The 20,072-nt window shown below is 40.6% G+C and carries 17 protein-coding genes; 6 read left to right on the plus strand and 11 right to left on the minus strand.

Annotated elements, in window-relative coordinates:
- Positions 1 to 69 precede the first annotated feature (69 nt).
- From ACFPA1_RS06760 to ACFPA1_RS06775, 4 genes are read right to left on the minus strand one after another with little or no spacing between them, the layout of a single operon-like run.
- Positions 70 to 957 carry a glycine betaine ABC transporter substrate-binding protein gene (locus tag ACFPA1_RS06760; RefSeq protein ID WP_378581806.1) on the minus strand — a complete coding sequence of 296 codons (888 nt, stop codon included), beginning with the start codon at positions 955 to 957 and terminating at the stop codon, positions 70 to 72.
- A 9-nt stretch (positions 958 to 966) separates the two neighbouring features.
- On the minus strand, positions 967 to 1,803 hold the full coding sequence (locus ACFPA1_RS06765; RefSeq protein ID WP_213139946.1) for an ABC transporter permease: 837 nt from the start codon (positions 1,801 to 1,803) through the stop codon (positions 967 to 969).
- Positions 1,800 to 2,999, minus strand: a complete 1,200-nt coding sequence (locus ACFPA1_RS06770; protein ID WP_213139945.1) for a quaternary amine ABC transporter ATP-binding protein — start codon at positions 2,997 to 2,999, stop codon at positions 1,800 to 1,802. Before ACFPA1_RS06770 ends, ACFPA1_RS06765 begins: the two co-directional genes overlap by 4 nt.
- Positions 3,000 to 3,057: 58 nt before the next feature.
- Positions 3,058 to 3,831, minus strand: a complete 774-nt coding sequence (locus tag ACFPA1_RS06775) for an IclR family transcriptional regulator (protein WP_378581807.1) — start codon at positions 3,829 to 3,831, stop codon at positions 3,058 to 3,060.
- 270 nt (positions 3,832 to 4,101) lie between these two features.
- On the opposite strand from ACFPA1_RS06775, the gene ACFPA1_RS06780 reads away from it, so the two are divergent.
- Positions 4,102 to 4,296: an alpha/beta-type small acid-soluble spore protein gene (locus tag ACFPA1_RS06780; protein WP_026576247.1), complete on the plus strand. Its 195-nt coding sequence runs from the start codon at positions 4,102 to 4,104 to the stop codon at positions 4,294 to 4,296.
- A 69-nt stretch (positions 4,297 to 4,365) separates the two neighbouring features.
- Here the strand turns inward: ACFPA1_RS06780 and ACFPA1_RS06785 are convergent, their stop codons facing one another.
- The 6 genes from ACFPA1_RS06785 to ACFPA1_RS06810 form a co-directional block, all read right to left on the minus strand.
- Entirely contained in the window at positions 4,366 to 6,543 is a 2,178-nt protein-coding gene (locus ACFPA1_RS06785; protein ID WP_378581808.1) for a malate synthase G, read from the minus strand.
- A gap of 222 nt (positions 6,544 to 6,765) precedes the next feature.
- Positions 6,766 to 7,671: a fumarylacetoacetate hydrolase family protein gene (locus ACFPA1_RS06790; RefSeq protein WP_378581809.1), complete on the minus strand. Its 906-nt coding sequence runs from the start codon at positions 7,669 to 7,671 to the stop codon at positions 6,766 to 6,768.
- Positions 7,672 to 7,923: 252 nt separating this feature from the next.
- A complete protein-coding gene (locus ACFPA1_RS06795; protein WP_378581810.1) occupies positions 7,924 to 8,664 on the minus strand; it encodes an aspartate/glutamate racemase family protein in 741 nt (246 codons plus the stop codon).
- 20 nt (positions 8,665 to 8,684) lie between these two features.
- Positions 8,685 to 10,019, minus strand: a complete 1,335-nt coding sequence (locus tag ACFPA1_RS06800; protein WP_378581811.1) for an MFS transporter — start codon at positions 10,017 to 10,019, stop codon at positions 8,685 to 8,687.
- A 143-nt stretch (positions 10,020 to 10,162) separates the two neighbouring features.
- Positions 10,163 to 11,569 (minus strand): dihydropyrimidinase, encoded by a 1,407-nt coding sequence (gene hydA, locus ACFPA1_RS06805; RefSeq protein ID WP_378581812.1) that lies wholly within the window; start codon positions 11,567 to 11,569, stop codon positions 10,163 to 10,165.
- A gap of 188 nt (positions 11,570 to 11,757) precedes the next feature.
- Entirely contained in the window at positions 11,758 to 12,438 is a 681-nt protein-coding gene (locus ACFPA1_RS06810; RefSeq protein ID WP_213139938.1) for a GntR family transcriptional regulator, read from the minus strand.
- Positions 12,439 to 12,759: 321 nt separating this feature from the next.
- On the opposite strand from ACFPA1_RS06810, the gene ACFPA1_RS06815 reads away from it, so the two are divergent.
- The 3 genes from ACFPA1_RS06815 (at position 12,760) to ACFPA1_RS06825 (ending at position 16,775) form a co-directional block, all read left to right on the plus strand.
- Complete coding sequence (locus ACFPA1_RS06815; RefSeq protein ID WP_378581813.1) at positions 12,760 to 14,148, plus strand: TldD/PmbA family protein; 1,389 nt, start codon at positions 12,760 to 12,762, stop codon at positions 14,146 to 14,148.
- Positions 14,149 to 14,151: 3 nt separating this feature from the next.
- Positions 14,152 to 15,495, plus strand: a complete 1,344-nt coding sequence (locus tag ACFPA1_RS06820) for a TldD/PmbA family protein (RefSeq protein ID WP_378581814.1) — start codon at positions 14,152 to 14,154, stop codon at positions 15,493 to 15,495.
- Positions 15,496 to 15,638: 143 nt separating this feature from the next.
- Positions 15,639 to 16,775, plus strand: coding sequence for an SLC13 family permease (locus ACFPA1_RS06825; protein WP_378581815.1), 1,137 nt, complete (start codon positions 15,639 to 15,641; stop codon positions 16,773 to 16,775).
- A 47-nt stretch (positions 16,776 to 16,822) separates the two neighbouring features.
- Here the strand turns inward: ACFPA1_RS06825 and ACFPA1_RS06830 are convergent, their stop codons facing one another.
- Positions 16,823 to 17,362, minus strand: coding sequence for an NADPH-dependent FMN reductase (locus ACFPA1_RS06830; RefSeq protein WP_213139934.1), 540 nt, complete (start codon positions 17,360 to 17,362; stop codon positions 16,823 to 16,825).
- A gap of 297 nt (positions 17,363 to 17,659) precedes the next feature.
- Here ACFPA1_RS06830 and ACFPA1_RS06835 point away from each other — a divergent pair, with 297 nt between their 5' ends.
- Both ACFPA1_RS06835 and pabB read left to right on the plus strand, forming a co-directional pair.
- Positions 17,660 to 18,241, plus strand: coding sequence for an anthranilate synthase component II (locus ACFPA1_RS06835; RefSeq protein ID WP_213139933.1), 582 nt, complete (start codon positions 17,660 to 17,662; stop codon positions 18,239 to 18,241).
- Positions 18,231 to 19,973: an aminodeoxychorismate synthase component I gene (pabB, locus tag ACFPA1_RS06840; protein ID WP_378581816.1), complete on the plus strand. Its 1,743-nt coding sequence runs from the start codon at positions 18,231 to 18,233 to the stop codon at positions 19,971 to 19,973. Before ACFPA1_RS06835 ends, pabB begins: the two co-directional genes overlap by 11 nt.
- The last annotated feature ends 99 nt before the right edge of the window (positions 19,974 to 20,072 follow it).

Here is a 20,072-nt window from a genome sequence, read left to right on the forward strand (position 1 = left end):
AAATGCTTTAGGCAGTAAAAATAACTCTGTGCTGACCCATAACAAGTCAGCACAGAAAGAATTCATGTCTTATTTTCCGGTCATTTCTTTTACTTTATCTGGATTGTTCTTAATCCACTCTTGGGCAACCTTCTCAGCGTCTTCCTTGTTTTCAATTTTGGCAATCATCTCTTCTACATCATCAATAGGAATACTCCAATTGCTTAAAAATTTATAGGCATCTGGGGCAGTTTCTTTCAGCTTTTTATTGGTAATGACGTGAATGTCAGAAACAGATAAAAAGTTCTTATCGTCCTTTAAGACTTTTAGGTCAAACTTGTTAAACATTGTGTGTGGCCGCCATCCGAAAAAGATAACTGGTTCTTTTTTTGCCATTTTCCGCATGGCCTCAGCGAGCATGGCTGCTTCAGATGAGTTTACCTGCTTAATATCTAACCCATAAGCTTTAATCATTTCATCAATTGTTTTTGAAGCACTAGTCCCTACCTCAATTGAATACATTTCGTTTTTGACTTCGCTTTCTTTCCCCTTCAAATCTGCGATAGAATTAATATCTGTCATATATTTCGGGACAACCCAACCTGTTGCAGCGTCCTTATAACTAATAGCTGTATCTTCGATAGAATCTTTATATTTTTCAAGGTACGGTGTATGTGCCGGAATCCAGGAATCCATAAATACATCAATATCTCCACGTGAAAGACCTGTATAAACACTTCCGGCATCCGCATTCATTTCTTTTATTGTATATCCCATATCTTTTAAAATAAGACTAGCTATTTTGGTTGGCGGTACTGTGCTGCTCCACGGTGTAACTCCAAATGTTATTGTTACTGATTTTTTGCCTTCTTTTGCATCTTGTTTTTTTCCTTCTCCAGATGTACTTGAAGATGAACAGCCAACTACAGAAAGCAGAACCATCGCGATGATTAACCCTAATAATCCTTTTTTCATCATTTCTCCTCCTTAAATTTTGGTTTTTTGACCTAAACTTTGTGTAATACGATCAAGAATAATCGCCAAAACAACAATTGCTAGTCCCGCTGTCAATCCAAGTCCTACGTTCACAGTTGCAATTCCCCGCAATACGGAAGAACCTAGCCCTGGGGCACCAATCATAGAAGAAACGACCGCCATTGATAATGACAACATGATGGTCTGGTTGACACCAGCCATAATCGCTGGCATTGCCAGTGGAAGCTGAACCTTAAACAATAATTGAGTTGTAGTCGACCCAAAAGCTTTCGACGCTTCCACCACTTCAGCTGGTACTTGTTTAATCCCTAAGCTAGTCATTCTTACTGCTGGCGGTGCGGCAAACACGAATGTAGCAATAACTGCCGGTACACCACCAAGTCCGAACAAAAGAATAGATGGAATCAAATAAACGAAAATAGGCAGGGTTTGCATGAAATCTAGTATTGGACGAATAACTTTATCGACAGTCCTGCTGGTTGCACTAAGAATTCCCAGTGGAACTCCGATAAAAACAGAAACAATTGTGGAAACTATCATAATCCCAACTGTTTGCATCGCCGCTTCCCACATTCCGACAGAACCCATATAAAGACAGCCTACCAAGGTGAACAGCGCCAGTCCTTTTCCGGAAATTCTCCACGCCAAAATAATGAGAATAATCGCGATAATTTCGGGTGGAACAGCAATTAAAATCTCCGTAATCATATCAATAAAGGATTGGAATAAATTGCTTATCCCATCAAAAAAACCGCTCATATTTGGAAGAAACCAGTCATTAATAAATGTGTTGGTCCACTCCTCTAAAGGTAATTTGAAATAGTTCATGCTGAGACCACCACCCGTTCGTTGTTTTTCCCAAGCACCAATCCTGAAAGAATAGAAACACGTGAGATAATCCCCAATAACTTCCCATTCTCTACGACGGTAATAGGGTATTTTGCATTAGCGGCAATACCAATTAGGTCATTTAATGGAGTATCAGGATCTGATAGAGCGCTTTCAATTAAAACTCTTTCCAATGGGAGATTTTCATTAAACGCCTTAATGGCATCATCAATTGTTAATAAACCAAGATAATTCTTTTCCCTATCAACAACATAAATAATCGGTGATCCGGCTTCCTCCATTCTTCTAACCGCTTCTTGAGATCCTTCATGATAAAACATGACGGCCTCCGGTATTTTCATCACATGGGAAGCTACTAAAACTTTAGAACGGTCGATGTCTTGGACGAAGTTGGCTACATAGCTGTCAGCAGGATTGGCCAAAATTTCTTCAGGTGTTCCGATTTGAACGATCACTCCATCCTTCATGATGGCGATCCTGTCGCCGAGCTTTAGGGCTTCATCTAAGTCATGAGTGATAAATAAAACGGTTTTTCCAATCTTGCTTTGCAGCCTTAACAGTTCATCCTGCATTTCTTTACGGATAATCGGGTCTAGCGCACTAAAGGCTTCATCCATTAATAAAATGTCAGTATCACTGGTCAAAGCCCGGGCTAAACCGACACGCTGCTGCATGCCGCCACTTAACTGGTTTGGCATGCTTTTTTCATAGCCCTTCAGTCCAACGTCCTCAATAATTTTCATCGCTCTAACTTCTCGTTCCGGCTTTTTTACCCCTTGGATTTCCAACCCATAGGCGACGTTATTCAACACAGAACGGTGTGGAAGCAGACCAAATTTTTGAAAGACCATCCCTAGCTTTTTTCGTCTCATTTCAATCAAAGCTGTCTTATCCATCTTGGTGATATCCTGTCCATCGATAAAAACCTCTCCGGCAGTAGGTTCAATTAACCTATTAATCAATCTTATTAAAGTAGATTTGCCGCTTCCCGAAAGACCCATTATGACGAAAATTTCACCTGGTTTTACCGACAAGGAAACCTGATTTACCCCGACGGTCATTCCTGTTTTATTTAAAATTTCATCCTTTTGTTCCCCGTTTTTAAGCATTTCTATTGCCTTTTGTGGCTTTTCTCCGAACACCTTGGTCAAATTTATTATTTCGATTTTGTTCATAAGCTTTCACCTCTTTTTGTAAATTTAGCTCAGGAAAAATTTTTATGAAGCATTTATATTAGAAAAAAGAAGACAAATCCTTAATGATTTTATTGATTTCATGTGCAAGCTGATCAAAGTTTTCCACTTTTTTAAAATTACTGATAATAAAAACGGTTATTACAAATTCAAGCTCTCCCAGTTTATTTTCGATGGGAAAAGACAGTCCTGTGATGCCTTCAAAATGTTCATTAATACTAACTGCATACCCTTGATTTCGGATGGTGGACAGTTCGCCGATGTATTTTTCCCTTTCGGATGTTGTATTGTCGGTATATTTTTTTAAACCGATTCGGTCGAGAATCTCATTTCTTTCATTTTCAGGCATGTAGGATAGAAATAGCTTTCCGGATGCACCGGCGTTAAGAGGAAAACGCTGCCCTACATTGATAGAGAGGCTAAATGGAGATTTTGGGTTGTTTTTTTCTATGTATACCCATTCATCGCCAATCCTTTGGATCAAACCGCAGGTTGATTCTGTCAGTTCACTAATTTTCTCCATATAATCCTTCGCAATTGCCATGTAATCAATTAACTCAGAGGCACGGTTGCCTAAGACGATTAAATAGGGACCCAAGGAAAATTTTTTCGTTTCTTCATTATAGAGGAGTATTTTCAAGGTGACTAAAGTTTGAAGAATCCTATAGCAAGTAGATCGATTTAGGCCGGTACCATTGCTTATTTCCGTTAACGTAGACTTTTTGTTTTTTGGTTTTCCCAAAAATGTTAAAATATCAAAAGCATAAACAACGGCTGGAGCAGAGTACTTATGCTCAACATCATCTGTTCTCATAAGTTCACCTCACATTCAACTGATAGATTCTTTGATTGCAAAAAGTGTTTACATGTAAAAAAGAAGTTCAAATAAGAAAACCGATTTCATATAAGAACTTTCATTTCATATATAGAATACTTATTTTTCTGAATATTGTCAACAGTCGAAAATTAATTTATTTTGTCGTTTGATTGGAATATTTTACGACGAATTGAATACTTCGACTTAGGTAATATTATTTACGAGCATTCTTTTATTGCTCAAAAACTTCGTCGGGAGTGATGTATCATGGCTAGAAACAAACTATTGGTTCCTGGTGCAGGCAATGTTCTGGATCAAATGAAGGAAGAAATCGCCAACGAGTTTGGAGTGCAGCTTGGTGCTGATACGACCGCACGAGCGAATGGTTCAGTCGGCGGCGAAATGACCAAACGTCTCGTTGCTTACGCTGAACAATCATTGCGAAATCAACAAGGCCAATAACCTGTGATTTCAACGAAAAAAGCTGCCCCGCTGGGCAGCTTTTTTCAAACAGGTAATATCACCCGCTGATTAATTTTTAATGGATAATTTTGCTTTTAATTCCAAGCGGCGGCGGTGAAGGATTGGTTCTGTATAGCCGTTTGGCTGGTCGTATCCTTCGAAAACGAGATCACACGCGGCCTGGAAAGCAACTGAGACCTCATAGTCAGGCGACATCGGACGGTAGTTGGTATCACCAGCGTTTTGGGCATCAACCACTTTTGCCATCCGCTTAAGTGTCTCTAATACTTGCGCTTTATTACAGATTCCATGATGAAGCCAGTTGGCAATATGCTGACTGGAAATCCTTAACGTCGCACGGTCTTCCATTAAACCTATATTGTTAATATCCAGAACCTTGGAGCAGCCAACCCCTTGGTCAATCCAGCGGACAACATATCCGAGGATGCCTTGAGCGTTGTTGTCGAGCTCCTGCTGGATTTCTTCAGCAGTCCAATTACGGCTCGGCGATACAGGAATTTCTAAAATATCGTCTCGTAAATCTTTAATCTCATTTTTTAATTGTTCCTGAACACTTGTAACGTCTACTTGGTGGTAATGCAGCACATGCAGGGTGGCAGCTGTTGGCGACGGAACCCATGCCGTATTGGCTCCTGCTTTCGGATGGCCGATTTTTTGCTTCAGCATTTCTGCCATTAAATCTGGCATTGCCCACATTCCTTTACCGATTTGCGCGCGGCCTTGCAGTCCTGTAGCTAGGCCATTATAGACATTTGACTTTTCATAGCTTTGCAGCCAGAGCGATGACTTCATATCATTTTTGCGAATCATCGGACCGACTTCCATCGATGTATGCATTTCGTCACCTGTTCTGTCAAGGAAGCCCGTATTAATGAAGACAATCCTATCTTTTACTTCATGGATACAATTCTTTAAGTTTAAGGATGTGCGGCGCTCTTCGTCCATTACACCAATTTTTAAGGTATTCTTTTTAAGGCCGAGAATTTCTTCTACACGGTCAAAAAGTTCATTTGCGAATGCTACCTCTGCCGATCCATGCATCTTCGGCTTTACAATATAAATGGAACCTTTGCTGGAATTTTGATAAGTTCCGTTCCCTAGCAATGTATGCTTGGCAAGCAAACTTGTCACTACTGCATCCATGATGCCTTCAGGCACTTCATTGCCGTCCTTATCCAAGATTGCATTGTTGGTCATTAAGTGGCCCACGTTCCTTACAAACATTAGGGAACGACCCTTAAGTGAGATGATTTTTCCATCTGGCGAAGTATATTCTCTGTCAGGGTTTAATTTGCGAGTGAGTGTCTTATCACCCTTTTGGAAACTTGCCGTTAAATCACCTTTCATCAATCCAAGCCAGTTTCGGTAAACGTTAACCTTGTCTTCTGCATCAACCGCTGCTACAGAATCCTCACAATCCATTATGGTGGTTAAAGCGGATTCTAACAGGATATCTTTGAGTCCTGCTTTATCAGTTTTACCGACCGGATGGCTGCGGTCCACTTGAATTTCAAAATAAAGGCCATTATTTTTCAATAGGATTGCGTATGGCGCAACAGAGTTTCCTTGATAGCCCGCAAATTTAGCTTCATCTTGAAGTCCAACAGTAGTTCCATTGCTTAAAGTTACAGCCAATTTCCCTGATTCAACTGCATATAGAACAGCATTTTTGTGGCTTCCTCCATTCAAAGGAACCGCTTGGTCAAGGAATTCTCTTGCGAATGTAATAACCTTTTCACCACGAACAGGATTATAATTTCCTTCACGTGTTGCTCCACCGTCTTCGCTAATTGCATCTGTTCCGTACAGCGCATCATAAAGGCTTCCCCAACGGGCATTTGCCGCATTAAGGGCGTATCTGGCATTATCCACCGGCACTACTAGCTGAGGGCCTGCTTTAAGTGCCACTTCTTCATCAACGTTTTCTGTTGTGACCTGAAAATCTTCCACTTCCGGCTCTATGTAGCCAATTTCATTTAAAAATTGTTTGTAACTTACGGCATCAAAATCTTTGTTTTCCTTGTGCCATTTATTAATTTTGTCTTGGATTACATCCCGCTTGGCAAGTAATTCCCGATTTTTTGGTGCCAGTTCTTCGATAATTTTTTCGAAATTGGACCAAAATGCAGCAGCTTCAAGATTGGTTCCCGGTAATGCTTCGTCATTGATAAAACGGTAAAGGATATCAGCAACCTGGAGATTGCCCGTCTTAATGTAATTGGACATGCAGTAATTCCTCCCTAAAACTAGTAGTTATTTAAAATCCTAAACTATAAATGTTTGGATTAACAACCATAAATTTGAAATTAACTATTTACAGAAGTCTTTATTAATACAGGTTATATATTTTTCACCCTGTTATACTACACGTTTTAAGATTAGCATTTTCAGATAGTATATTCAATATTTTTTTATAAATTTTCCAACAATTCAATTTCATTCATTTTACTATTCTACTATGGATCTGTTATATCCTTCAGATTTAAATTTATTCTTCAAAGTGCCCAATTTGTCTATTTCAATTGAGATTTCGTCGCTATCCTTTAGCCATACCTGCTGTTCTTCTGGTTTACCGAGAATGACTCCCGCTGGTGTACCTGTTAAAATGACGTCCCCCGGATGAAGAGTAAAATGGTCAGAAATATAGCTTATAAGTTCCTCGCATGGAAAAATCATATTGGAAGTGTTGGAATCCTGACAAACCTCTCCATTAAGCTTCGTAACAATCCTTAAATTATTGGGATTTTCTACTTCTTCCTTACTGACAAGATACGGACCAAGCGGGCAAAATCCGTCACAGGATTTGCCTAACAGCCACTGTCCGGTTACCTTTTGAAGGTCGCGGGCCGTTAAATCATTGGTAATACAATAACCATAGATAACGGAAAGGGCTTCTTCCTTCTTCACATTTTTGGCCTTTTTACCAATAATAATCGCTATTTCACCTTCATAATCCACTTGCTTTGTATTTTTTGGCAACAAGATGTCTTGCCCATGGGACCGTATGGCTGTATTAAATTTGCTAAAGATAATTGGGACAGGCGGTAATGGGAGCCCGCACTCTGCTGCATGATCCTTGTAATTAAGACCAACGCCAATGATTTTTTGCGGTTCAGTAACACAAGGGCCAAAGGTCAATGACTCCTCTTCTAAGAATAGCGAATCCTCCATGTTTGACCAATCTAATAACTCTTGAAGCTTTTTTGGCCCAAAAGCAATTAATTCAGCCGTTGTTTTCGGCGCAGATTGAATATGGGGGAGTTTACTAACGGCTGCCTTTACGTCCAAGATTCCTCTTTCTGTTTTAATACCCAGGCACAGCTGTTCTTCTTTATAAAAATTTAACGAGATCATTGCTTTCCCTCCGTTTTTGTAAAAAATAGAATTTATTTTCCAAAAAATTTTCAAGTGTTCCTTATTGTTGTATAATTTATATTGGTTCTGTCATTGAAAATGGTATACATCGGGGTTGGGTCAGCCAATCTTCTGTCCCGTAAAATGTATGGAGTCGTCAGTGAAGACGAAAAAACACCATGCAGCACCCAATTGCTTCTTTAAAAAAAGAGCATTCCAACCCCGCCAGGTTGAAATGCCCATGAAAAAGTATTAGTTGTTTACTGTTACCCTTGAAAACAGTTTCCCCCAACCCTTTACTTTGGCAGGATCGACATTGACCATTTTTAAACACTCCCAGATTAGCACGTTGATCGTGTCATACATTGGGATTTCATACTTTTCCTCATAGTATTCTACTTTTCCAACCGCAGGGAAGTTTGTACACACCACGCTTAGAGCATCTGCAGGCGTCACGCACACTTCCTTAATCTGCTCCTCAATTCTTTCCTGTGAAACTTGACTGAAAGAACGGTTGACAGTTTGGGCAAGTCCAGAAACATTAACCGTCTCTACATTACAATGCTTTTTATATTGTTCAACAATTAATTTATTGATTTCCGGGATATATGGCGTAACCATGTGGATTGATTTAATATTATGTTCTTTAAATGCTCTCACCTGTGACAGCATGGAAGTTGTAGCCGGGATACCCGTTCTTTTTGTAATTTCTTCACAAAGCTTATAATCCATATCAAAGCCTAGCCATCCGCCAGATGTACCGTTCCAGGCAATCACATCCACTTCTGCATGGGCCAACAGTTCAGCTGCTTGCAGCATCGGTTCAAAATTAAATTGGCTGAGAGCATCCTGTTCCAGTGAGATTTTTGTTACCTCAAAACGTCCATAATGGCAGGTAACTTCCGGTACATTGTATAACATTCTTGAGCAGATAGGCTCTAAAACCGTATTGGATGACGGTGTAAGCATTCCGATTTTCTTTGGTTCTGACATAATTACTTTTTCCTCCTTCATTAATTGACTGAGCCAATTTTCTTATTGTAGTTAATTAAGCTAGATACGGTTGCCAAGAGAATTCCGGCAAAGACGAACACCATAAGGGCTAAGAAATAGGAACCTGTTGTTGATACAATAATACCGACATAAATAGGTGTGATGACACCAGCAATATTCCCGGCAAAGTTCATACATCCGCCGACAGTTCCGACATGCTCGCGCTGTGAAATGGCTGCAGGTACACTCCAATATAAACCTCCCCAGCGCAGGAAGAATAGTGCAAAGGAAAGTGTCGTAATGGCCATGGTTACGGAAGTGGACTTAGATAAAAGGAAAATTGAGATCGCAGTCATAATACCGGCGATAGACAGCATGGTTCGCATAACGGTATTGTCATTGCCGCCCTTTTCACGCCATTTATCCGTAATCAATCCGCCGATAATCTCACCAATAAACCCGGCACCAAAAATAATTAAAATCGATCCGCCAATCGCTTTAATGTCTAGGTTTTGTGTTTGTGCCAGATATGATGGCCCCCATGTCATCAGCCCATAGAAAACAGTATTAAACGAAAACCAGCCAAGGCACATGCACCAGAAATTTCTTGCGGTCAAGTAGTCCTTTGGGCCGATTTTTAAACCAGTGGCATTACGCTTATGTTCTTCATATTCTTCTTCAAGTGCTTTTCTGATATATTCGCGCTCTGCTTCATTGACTTTTGGATTGGCATTCGGTCCCCCTTTGATAACCCTCCAGACAAGATAGGCAACCACGATGGTCAAAATACCGGCGCCAATCAATGCGCCGCGCCAGCCGCCAAACCAGGCCATAAAGGCAACAATAATCGGACCGCCTACAGCTGTTCCCAGTGGTGCACCACTATCAATGATGGTAGCGCCGCGGCCCCGTTCGCTTTTGCTCAGCCAAATCGCCTGCAATTTTGATGATCCTGGCATAACAGGTGCTTCCGTTATTCCCAATAACACACGTAATGTCATCAGCATTTTCGGTCCATTGATGAAACCTGTTAATGTTTGGACAATTCCCCAGCTAAGTGCTGCACCATAGACCACCTTATCCGGACGGATTTTATCGGACAACCAGCCAGAGGGAATTTGCATGAGGGCATAGCCCCAGAAGAATGAACTTAAGATGACTCCGACGATCGCAGGGTCTAGCGCTAGGTCCTTTTGAATTGCCGGCATGGCAATCGATAGAACTGCGCGGTCCACATAGTTGATTGTGACAAGGGCTAAAAGCATAATAAATACGCGCCAACGGACATTCGTTGGTTTGGCAGCGAGTGCCGCATTTGGATTTTTTGAGACTTTAAGACCAGTTCCACCTTGCATAAAAATCCCCCTTTAATAGATTTCATTGTTTTTCCAAAAAAACGAAACCAATGTAAGATGTGTTTTGCGAGTATCGAATTACTTGCCAGCCCTCACCTCCTTTCATATTCGATAACACATCTTAGGGGGTTAATTAATAAGTTTTACATCGCTGAAACTGTTGACTGAACTTTTGAAACCTTATTTCTGAACAGAAACTTTCCACGGCCTTGTTCCCCAATGACATATCCGTCGCGGACAATTACCTCGCCACGAGACAGCACCCGAGTAATGGTTCCCTTGACTTCGGTGCCTTCATAAAGGTTGTAATCAACATTTTGATATTGTTTTTTATGGGTAATGACTCTTGAAACATTCGGATTGAACAGAACAAGATCAGCATCGAAATCAATTCCTATACTTCCTTTTTTCGGATAGAGGCCAAATGTTTTGGCAGGCCCAGTGGAGAGGACCTCAACAAATTTTTGGAGAGATATTCTTCCCTCATTAACCCCGAAGTGATAAACGATGGAGAAAATATCCTCGAGGCCAGGTACACCGTTAGGAATCTTTGCAAAATTGTCTCTTCCCAAAGTCTTCTGTCCCTCAAAAAGGAATGGACAATGGTCTGACCCTACCGTTGAAATTAGACCGGCGGCAATACCGTTCCAAAGATGCTCCTGATTCCATTTTTCACGAAGCGGCGGGGAACAGACATATTTTCCACTTTCAAAATCCTGAAGTTCTAAATAGCTTTCATCAAGGACAAGATAATGAGGGCATGTTTCCGCAGTTACTTGCACCCCGCGTTTTTTTGCCTCTGCTACTTTTTGCAGTGCGTCAGCACAGCTAACATGAACGATGTAAATAGGAGCCTTGGCTGCTTCTGCGATGGCAAGCGCTCTTCCGGTTGCCTCTGATTCAGTAATCGGCGGTCTTGTGTAGGCATGATAGATAGGCTCGGTATTTCCTTTTGCGAGAGACTCCGCAATTAATTCATCAATAATATCGCCGTTTTCCGCATGGACATTTGTGATAATCCCTGCTTCCCCCGCTTTTTTCAAAATTTTATACATTTCACGGTCATTTACCATCAGCTCGCCCTTGTAGGCCATAAATAGTTTGATAGAAGTAACACCTTCTTTATCTGCGAGGATTGGGAGTTCCTCGAGAACATGATCGTTGTATTCGCTAATAATGGAATGAAAACCGTAGTCGATTAGCGACGATTCCCCCTTTTTCTTCCATTCTTGTAAATTATCAAGGAGTGTCTGGCCTTTCTTAGGGTTGGTAAAATTAATAATGCTGGTAATCCCGCCTGCCGCTGCCGCTCTGGTTCCGCTTACAAAATCGTCAGCCGTTCCAGTGCTTTGGAATGGCCAAGCAAGATGAGTATGTACATCTATTCCTCCGGGAAAAACATATTGCCCGCTTGCATCAATAACATTGGCATCTGGGGCTGCTGCATAATGGCTGGAAATACCGGAAATCACCCCGTTCTCAATAAGGATATCTGCCTTATAAATGTCGGTCGCGGTAACAATCGTTCCATTTTGAATAATGGTTTTCAACTTGTCTTCAATCCTTTCCTGTGGATTTCTTATAAACAATTATTATATGTCGCCTGTCGACAGTTTAAATCGGCAGGGTTCTGTATAAAATCTTCTGTTGCCAAAAGCAATAAGATCCTAAATCAGCTGTAGTCTGTCGACAGTTTAAAATATGAGGCATTTATCCATTTGATGACCTTCTTATTTTTCTATTCTTTAGTGTATCTAGAGAAAATTTCCTTCAGATGCTCCAAGTCAGTTTCAAGATGTTTGTTCATCATAAAAGCCGCCTTGTCTTCATCTCTTCTTTTCATTTGCACTAAAATATCCTGATGTTCGTTATACACAATCCATTCCCTATTCTCACCTTGGAAGTTTAGGGTCCTGAAGTAATGACTTAATGAATGCAGGTCTCTCAGCTGCTTCTTTAATCTCCTATTTTGGCTGTATTTAATGATTAATTCGTGAAAACGGCCATTTTCGGCAATCAAGGCCTGTCTGTTCCGTTCCCCTTCAGCATCCAAATATTGCTTCGAATCAATGACTGTTTTTTCGATATTCTGCAGTTCCTGCGCTGTAGCAAGCCTAGTTGTCAATCTAGCAGCCAAGGACTCTAAGACCATCCGGCACTCGTAAATATCCACGATATCCTTCAAAGTTGGTTTATAGACAGTGATTCTTGACTTTTCATCAATGGCTAATAACCCTTCTTTTTCTAAGGCGCGGACAGCTTCCCTGACAGGACTTCTGCTGATATTTAAATCTCTGGCGATTCTTGCTTCATATATACTATCACCAGGTTTTAAGTCCCCTTGAACAATCATTTCTCTAAGCGTGTTATAGACTTGATCGTAATATCGGACTGGTTTTTCGATAGAAAAAGAATCCATTTTATTCACCACCTACTGTAGTCTGTCGACACCTTAAAATACGTAAAACTATCAAACTTTACTAAACATCGTTTATTCGTTAATCAAACTGTTATAATCCACAAAAATATAGTATCACTTTTAATTGGAAAATCCAATAACTATTATTAAAATTTTCCCAAAATTCTATTAGTTTTGTAAACAGATTTTTTTCGACAAAAAAATTGAAATAATTGTCGATAAAAAAACATCTTAAATTGCGAAACCAAGACATATCCTCTTCCGACTATTACATTGTAGTTTGATAATAACGTAGAAAAATAAAATACATAGGAGGTCATCATGCTAAGTCAATCATTAATTGAAGACGTACTGACAGCAGCTTTATCCACTGGCGGCGATTTTTCTGAAATTTTCGTAGAGGATCGGTTTACCAATAATATCACCCTAAGAAGCAGTAAAATTGAAACCGCTCTCTCCGGACGTGATTTTGGGGTTGGAATCCGTGTATTTAAGGGATTGCAAAGTGTTTATGCGTATACCACCGATTTCAGTAAGGACGGTCTGGTGAAGGCTGCGAAAAATGCGGCACAAGCCATTAAAGGAAACAGTGTCATCTCCCCTGCCCCATTTGTTCGAGAGTCGTATAGTACACTCCATCCGATCCAATTGCTGCCGCAAGAAGTAGTTAAATCTAGAAAAATTGCCGTCATGAAAAATGCTTCAGATATGGCTAAAAGCTATCACTCTAATATTTCTCAGGTAACCGTGCGTGTAATGGATGAGGAGCAGAATGTGCTTATTGCCAATTCTGAAGGAAAATATATCGAAGACAAACGAGTCCGCTCAAGACTGGCGATACAAGCCGTTGCTGTATGCGGCAATAAAATGGAAACTGGCTTTTACGGACCGGGTGCCCATAGCGGCTTTGAATTTATCGAAAACTTAAATCTTGATCTTTATGCCAATGAAGCAGCCAGGATTGCCGTAACCATGCTCGATGCCACCCCATGTCCGAGCGGCAAATTCCCGGTGATTATTGATAATGAGTTTGGCGGGGTCATTTTTCATGAGGCCTGCGGACATGGCTTAGAGGCCACTGCTGTAGCGAAAAACAATTCTGTATTCGCTAATCGCATCGGGGAAAGAGTTGCTCCGGAAATCGTTACGTACATTGATGATGGCACAATTCCTAATGAATGGGGATCCATTAACATCGACGATGAGGGTGAAAAGTCACGAAAAAATGTTTTAATCGAAAATGGGATTCTAACAGGCTATTTAATTGATAAATTTAATTCACGCCGGATGGGAATGAAATCTACCGGTTCCGGCAGAAGACAGTCCTTTCGCTTTGCCCCTACCTCAAGAATGACCAATACGTATATCGCCCCAGGCAAATCAAGACCGGGAGAAATCATCGCAGCGACTGAGAATGGAATATATGCCAAGTACATGGGCGGCGGCCAGGTCAACCCAGCAACAGGCGATTACAACTTTGCCATCATGGAAGCATACGAGGTAAAAAACGGAAAAATCGGAAAGCCATTAAAGGGGGCAACTTTAATTGGGAACGGCCCGAAAACCTTACAGCTTGTCGATATGGTCGGGAACAATCTCGGGCATGGTGCGGGAATGTGCGGTTCCTTGAGCGGCAGTATCCCGGTAAACGTCGGCCAGCCAATGATTCGGGTAAGTGAAATCACCGTTGGCGGGACAAAGGGGGAATAAAAGATGAATATACAGGATTTTCAGGTGAAACTTTTTAAAGAAGCCGCCTCCACTGGTTTTACAGATGTTGAGGTTTACTATGAAATGAAAGAAGTTTTTGGCTGTCAAATATTTAAAGGCGAAATCGACCAATACGAAATCGCGGAAGACGGCGGTGTTTCTTTCCGTGGTATCATTGACGGGAAAATGGGCTACGCCTATACGGAAAAATTAGATGATGCCTCTATCCCCTTCCTATTAAAAAATGCAAAAGAAAATGCTGAGTTCATGAATGACGAGGATATTGAAGAAATATTTGCGGGCAGCAGCTTTTATGAGAACCGGAATTTTTATTCCGCAGTCTTAAATGATGTAACCATTCTGGAAAAGATTCAATTTATCAAAGATGTGGAACGTGAATTGCTGGCAATGGACCCGAGGATTGTGGCGACAGATTATTGTTTGATACGTACGACATCGGTAACCAAAAGCCTTTCCAATACTAAAGGATTGTCCTTGAGTGATCAGGTGAATTATTTGTATGTCATGGTGGAAGCGATTGTGAAAGATGGAGAGGAAACCAAGACATCTTTTGAATTTAAAGTAACAAAGGACTTTCAAAGCCTGGCTGCCAAAGAGATTGCTACAAGAGCAGCTGAGGAAGCCTTATCACAGTTGGGTTCGCGAAATATTACGAGCAAGGATTACCCTGTCCTGTTACGTAACGATGCGGCCGCCAGCCTGCTAGCTACTTTTTCCGACAATTTTTCAGCGGAAAACACTCAAGCGGGGTTATCTTCGCTTAAAGATAAACTGGGGAAGCAAATAGCGAGTTCGATGGTGACAATCGTCGATGATCCATTCCTTGAAGATGGCCTTGGCAGCAGGAATTTTGACAGTGAAGGAGTAGCAACGGAGAAACTTACCTTGGTGGAATCAGGTGTGTTGCATTCCTTCCTCCATAATCTAAAAACAGCTAAAAAGGACCAAACAGCCACAACCGGTCATGCCCAGAAAGATTCCTATAAAGGTGCCGTCAAGGTTGGGCCATCCAATCTTTATATTGTTCCTTCAGCATCATCTTTGGAAGAGTTGGTCTTTACGATGGGCGAAGGCGTGTTGATTACCGGTCTATCCGGCTTACATTCAGGTGCGAACCAAATATCCGGTGACTTCTCGGTTGCTGCGAATGGGTTTTATGTAAAGGACGGAAAGATCCAATTTCCAGTTAATCTTATGACGATCGCGGGGAATTTCTATCAGCTTTTGACCGATGTGGAAAAAGTAGGATCCGACCTAACCTTCCCACTCTCACCAGTTGGTTCGCCGTCACTACTTATTAAGTCCTTATCCGTTACAGTAGAATAAAGTGGTGTTTTTATAGGGGGCTGTCTCTCACCTTGGGGGTCAGCCCCCCGTTGCTTTTAAGCTATAAAATTTAATTGACAGGAATCGAATTTAATCATAATGTTATCATTGTTGAAAAAATCCTAACCTTTTTGGTGATCATTGTGAAAGAATTGGTTGTTGTTCGAAAACAGAAAAGACTAAGTTTGCCCGTTTCTTTTTTAAAAAAAGACATCGTATTCACGGTTTCACTTATATTAGCATTGGCAAGCTGCTTTCTGCATCCTCCAAAGCTTGAATATATAAACCTCAAGGTTATCATAAGTTTATTTAACCTTATGCTAGTCATTAAGGCCTTCGAGGAATTGAAACTATTAGATAAATTCGCGATTTCAATCTTGAATAAATGCCATACAAGCAAAAAAGTATCCGCGATTCTCGTTTTCTTATGCTTCTTTAGCTCAATGTTCGTCACCAACGACGTTGCCTTAATAACATTTGTACCGTTAACACTGATTATAAGCAAAAAGTTGAAGAACAACATGATGGAAACGATAATCCTGCAAACGATCGCGGCTAATCTAGGCAGCAGTTTGACACCAATGGGAAATCCGCAGAACCTGTTTATCTTTACTTATTACGGAATAAAACCTTTGCAGTTTTTCGGAACGATTTTTCTATTAGCTATTTTGGGAATTGTTATACTTGGAATTCTTTTGATGAGACTAAAAGGGAAAGAATTAAATGTGGTGTTTCCGGCTTCTACTTTTGAGGGAAGAAAAAAAGCGGTTGTTTGGGGAGTAGTCTTCGCCTTCATCATTGCCTCTATCTTTGGTGTGGTTAGTGACAAACTCGCCTTATTCCTGACGTTAGCGGCAGTTTGTTTGCTAGATATTCATTTATTGAGAAAAATAGATTATACCCTGCTGTTTACGTTTATTTGCTTTTTTGTTTTCATCGGAAATATATCGAATACCAGCATCGTAAACACGTTTGCGAATGAAAGTCTCGACAGTTCACATTCTGTTTTCTTTACGTCGATTCTTTTAAGCCAATTGATCAGCAATGTCCCTGCCTCCCTCCTGCTGGCAAAATTTACACCAGATTGGCAGCCGTTATTAATGGGCGTCAACATTGGGGGCCTTGGCACTATTATTGCTTCACTGGCAAGTGTCATTTCCTATAAACTATTCATTTGGGAGTTTCCGGAGGAAAATAAGAAATACTTAATAAAATTCAGCATTTATAATTTTTCATTTTTAGCAGGAATAACCCTTATACAGTATTTAATTGGTGTATGAACCAGCGCCGGGAGACTTGCCCCCGGCGTTTTACAGTTTAAATGAGTTTATTCTTTAACGAAAGCGACGAATCTTTCGACGACATCATCGACGAATTTCAACGTTGCTTCTTCTTTCAAAAGGCCTGTTTCTTCATCAAATTTCGTATGTGCCTGGCTGATCAGGATTTCGTTTCCTGCCGGCGGCAATAGCTTTGCCTGAAGTGATGCTAAGATTTCACGTATATGCAGTTGGGCCCGCAGTGTTCCTGCTATGCCCATAGTTGCACCGCCGGTCATAACCGGTTTTCCAATCAATACTTTATCGACCCGAGACAACCAATCAAGCGCATTTTTTAACACGCCAGGAATCGACCAGTTGAATTCAGGAGTAATAATAATAACACCGTCAGCTTCTTTAACCTTTCTCTTGAATTCCAATACAGGCTCAGAAGGATTAAATTCATCATCTTGGTTATAATGCGGAAGTTGTCCGATTTCAAGAATCTCTAATTCGAATTTTTGAACAAACCTCTCCTTAATCGTTTCTACCAAACCCCTATTATAAGAATCTTTCCGTAAACTTCCCACGATTGCTACTAATTTCATTTTTGTCACACCTCTTTATGTAATAATAAAAAACGTTTACTTAAAAGATTATAGGTATAAAAAATTTAACTTTCAACAAAGGTGCCTAACAGCAAAATCCATTTTTTGAGGGCCAATAGGACCAATTGCTCATTTTAATATTTGAAATACCTTTATTTTAAAAGAAAAACTTTCACTTTTTGGAAAAATATCACTTAAAGTTAAACTGAAAAAACAGGACAAGTTTACTAATTCCTCCATGAGAATGTATACTAATATTTGAATTTTGTTTAAATCTAGGTGGTGAGAGTAAATACCGTGATTTTAATGATCGACAACTATGATTCATTCACGTATAACTTAGTTCAATTCATACGCAAGATCGGTGAGGACGTAGTGGTGATTCGGAATGACCAGTTAACCTTGGAAACAATAGAAATCATGCAGCCTGATTCTATTTTGATTTCTCCCGGACCGGGAAATCCAGATACCGCTGGTCTATGTTTAGAAGTTGTGAAAAGATTTCATCAGGAAATACCTATTTTGGGTGTCTGCCTTGGGCATCAGACCATTGCCCAAGCATTTGGCGGAAACGTTATTAAAGCTGCTAAACCGATGCATGGGAAAATTTCTTTCATCAGGCATGACAAGCGTGGTGTCTTCACAGGACTGCCTTCACCATTTCAAGTCACACGATATCATTCATTAATAGTCGAAAAATCCACCCTTCCCCCCTGCTTAGAGATTAGTGCTAGAAGTGAGGACGGGGAGATTATGGCCCTTCGCCATAAGGAATATAAGGTGGAAGGCGTTCAATTCCATCCCGAATCCATCTTAACGGATAACGGAATGGACATGCTCCGAAATTTTTTTATAAAGGAAAAGACAAATGAAACATAGAGCACCTCTTTTAACCTTCGAATTTGCCGATACATATGGAAAAATTAAGCCGCTTACATTTCAAAATCCTATTGAGGTTATTGTGGCTCAGACAATTGCAGATGTATTACCAAGCTTTCAACACCTGCAAGAATGGGTGGATAAAGGCTATTATGCAGCGGGATTTCTATCATACGAAAGTGCGCCAGCCTTTGATTCGGCTTTTAAAGTCGTGGAAGGCGGTACCTATCCCCTGCTTTGGTTTGGTATTTTTCAAGAACCGATATATCAACAGATTAGCAGTAAAGGAGACTATACACATACGGACTGGGTTCCATCAGTTAATATGGATCAGTATTATCAAGCGATAGATTTCATTAAACAATCCATTGAATGCGGAGATACATACCAGACCAACTATACGATTAGGTTAAACTCACACTTTCAAGGAGACGATCTTGCTTTTTTTGAAAAACTAAAAAAAGCCCAGTCATCGAATTATTGTGCTTACATTAATACTGGTGATCATAGTATTTTATCAGCCTCTCCTGAATTGTTTTTTCACTGGAATGGCAGCGATATCACCACCCGGCCGATGAAAGGTACGATAAAAAGAGGAAAAACATTGGAGGAAGATAAAGCAAATTCGAACTGGCTTTTCGATTCGGAAAAAAACCGGGCCGAGAACCTAATGATTGTTGACCTATTGCGAAATGATTTAGGGATGATCGCTGAGCCTGGGACTGTAGCAGTTCCAAAGCTTTTTGAAATTGAACATTATCCGACCGTACATCAAATGACCTCAACGATAACGGCAGAGGTGGCTGATCATATCAAACTTGTTGATATATTTAAGGCCCTTTTTCCCTGCGGGTCTATAACAGGCGCACCGAAGATTAGCACGATGAAAATCATTTCCGACTTGGAAACGGAACCGCGTGATGTTTATTGCGGTGCGATTGGGTATATCACCCCGAACAAGGAAGCTGTTTTTAATGTACCGATTCGAACTGTTTTGATTGATCATCTTTCAGGGAAGGCCACCTACGGGGTTGGCGGCGGGATCACATGGGATTCTACTTCTGATGGCGAGTATGACGAAATTCTCACTAAAGCAAGTCTGCTTGAAGCGGATAGTCCGGAGTTTCAATTGCTGGAAAGCTTGTTATTGGAGGATGGCACCTTCTTTTTATTGGATGAGCATCTCCATCGCTTGAAAAATTCTGCTGAATACTTCGGTTTTCCGTTTGATTTTGATGGCATCAGAAGGACTTTGAATGATTTTTCAATTAACCATAATACGGGTCAATTGAAAGTTCGTCTTCTCTTGGACCGGCAAGGCCAGTTTACAATCGAAGGTAGTCCGATTAACCAAATGAATTCTGTCGTGAAGGTTACTCTTGCAGACAAACCAGTAACCAAGGAACACTTATTTTTATATCATAAGACAACGTATCGTTACATTTATACGCAATTCCAGAAGAAGAAGCCGGGTGACATTTTCGATGTCCTCCTTTGGAATGAAGATGAAGAATTGACGGAATTTACAAATGGGAACATCGTTTTGCAAATAGGCGGATTATTATGGACCCCCTCCGTAAAAAGCGGACTACTAGCTGGTACTTTTCGTGATGTTCTTATAAAAAATGGTAAGATCCAAGAAAAAACACTCACGCTTGCAGATCTGTATAATAGCGAGAAAATCTGGTTTATTAACAGTGTCCGTAAATGGATGGAAGTACAATTGGTTTAACGCGTTTATGAGGAGGAGTGCAGCGTGCACCTTCCTCCTCTTTTTTAATCTCCCATACAGTCCTCTACTCCATCTTACATTCATTAACAGATTCTACTA

The sequence above is a fragment of the Neobacillus sp. GCM10023253 genome (genome assembly GCF_042653105.1).
Lineage (GTDB): Bacteria > Bacillota > Bacilli > Bacillales > Cytobacillaceae > Neobacillus > Neobacillus citreus.

Bases quoted from the DNA above. Each gene is read 5' to 3' on its own strand.
- ACFPA1_RS06760 (WP_378581806.1), bottom strand. From the start codon at position 957: ATGATGAAAAAAGGATTATTAGGGTTAATCATCGCGATGGTTCTGCTT.
- ACFPA1_RS06765 (WP_213139946.1), bottom strand. From the start codon at position 1,803: ATGAACTATTTCAAATTACCTTTAGAGGAGTGGACCAACACATTTATT.
- ACFPA1_RS06770 (WP_213139945.1), bottom strand. From the start codon at position 2,999: ATGAACAAAATCGAAATAATAAATTTGACCAAGGTGTTCGGAGAAAAG.
- ACFPA1_RS06775 (WP_378581807.1), bottom strand. From the start codon at position 3,831: ATGAGAACAGATGATGTTGAGCATAAGTACTCTGCTCCAGCCGTTGTT.
- ACFPA1_RS06780 (WP_026576247.1), top strand. From the start codon at position 4,102: ATGGCTAGAAACAAACTATTGGTTCCTGGTGCAGGCAATGTTCTGGAT.
- ACFPA1_RS06785 (WP_378581808.1), bottom strand. From the start codon at position 6,543: ATGTCCAATTACATTAAGACGGGCAATCTCCAGGTTGCTGATATCCTT.
- ACFPA1_RS06790 (WP_378581809.1), bottom strand. From the start codon at position 7,671: ATGATCTCGTTAAATTTTTATAAAGAAGAACAGCTGTGCCTGGGTATT.
- ACFPA1_RS06795 (WP_378581810.1), bottom strand. From the start codon at position 8,664: ATGTCAGAACCAAAGAAAATCGGAATGCTTACACCGTCATCCAATACG.
- ACFPA1_RS06800 (WP_378581811.1), bottom strand. From the start codon at position 10,019: ATGCAAGGTGGAACTGGTCTTAAAGTCTCAAAAAATCCAAATGCGGCA.
- ACFPA1_RS06810 (WP_213139938.1), bottom strand. From the start codon at position 12,438: ATGGATTCTTTTTCTATCGAAAAACCAGTCCGATATTACGATCAAGTC.
- ACFPA1_RS06815 (WP_378581813.1), top strand. From the start codon at position 12,760: ATGCTAAGTCAATCATTAATTGAAGACGTACTGACAGCAGCTTTATCC.
- ACFPA1_RS06820 (WP_378581814.1), top strand. From the start codon at position 14,152: ATGAATATACAGGATTTTCAGGTGAAACTTTTTAAAGAAGCCGCCTCC.
- ACFPA1_RS06830 (WP_213139934.1), bottom strand. From the start codon at position 17,362: ATGAAATTAGTAGCAATCGTGGGAAGTTTACGGAAAGATTCTTATAAT.
- pabB (WP_378581816.1), top strand. From the start codon at position 18,231: ATGAAACATAGAGCACCTCTTTTAACCTTCGAATTTGCCGATACATAT.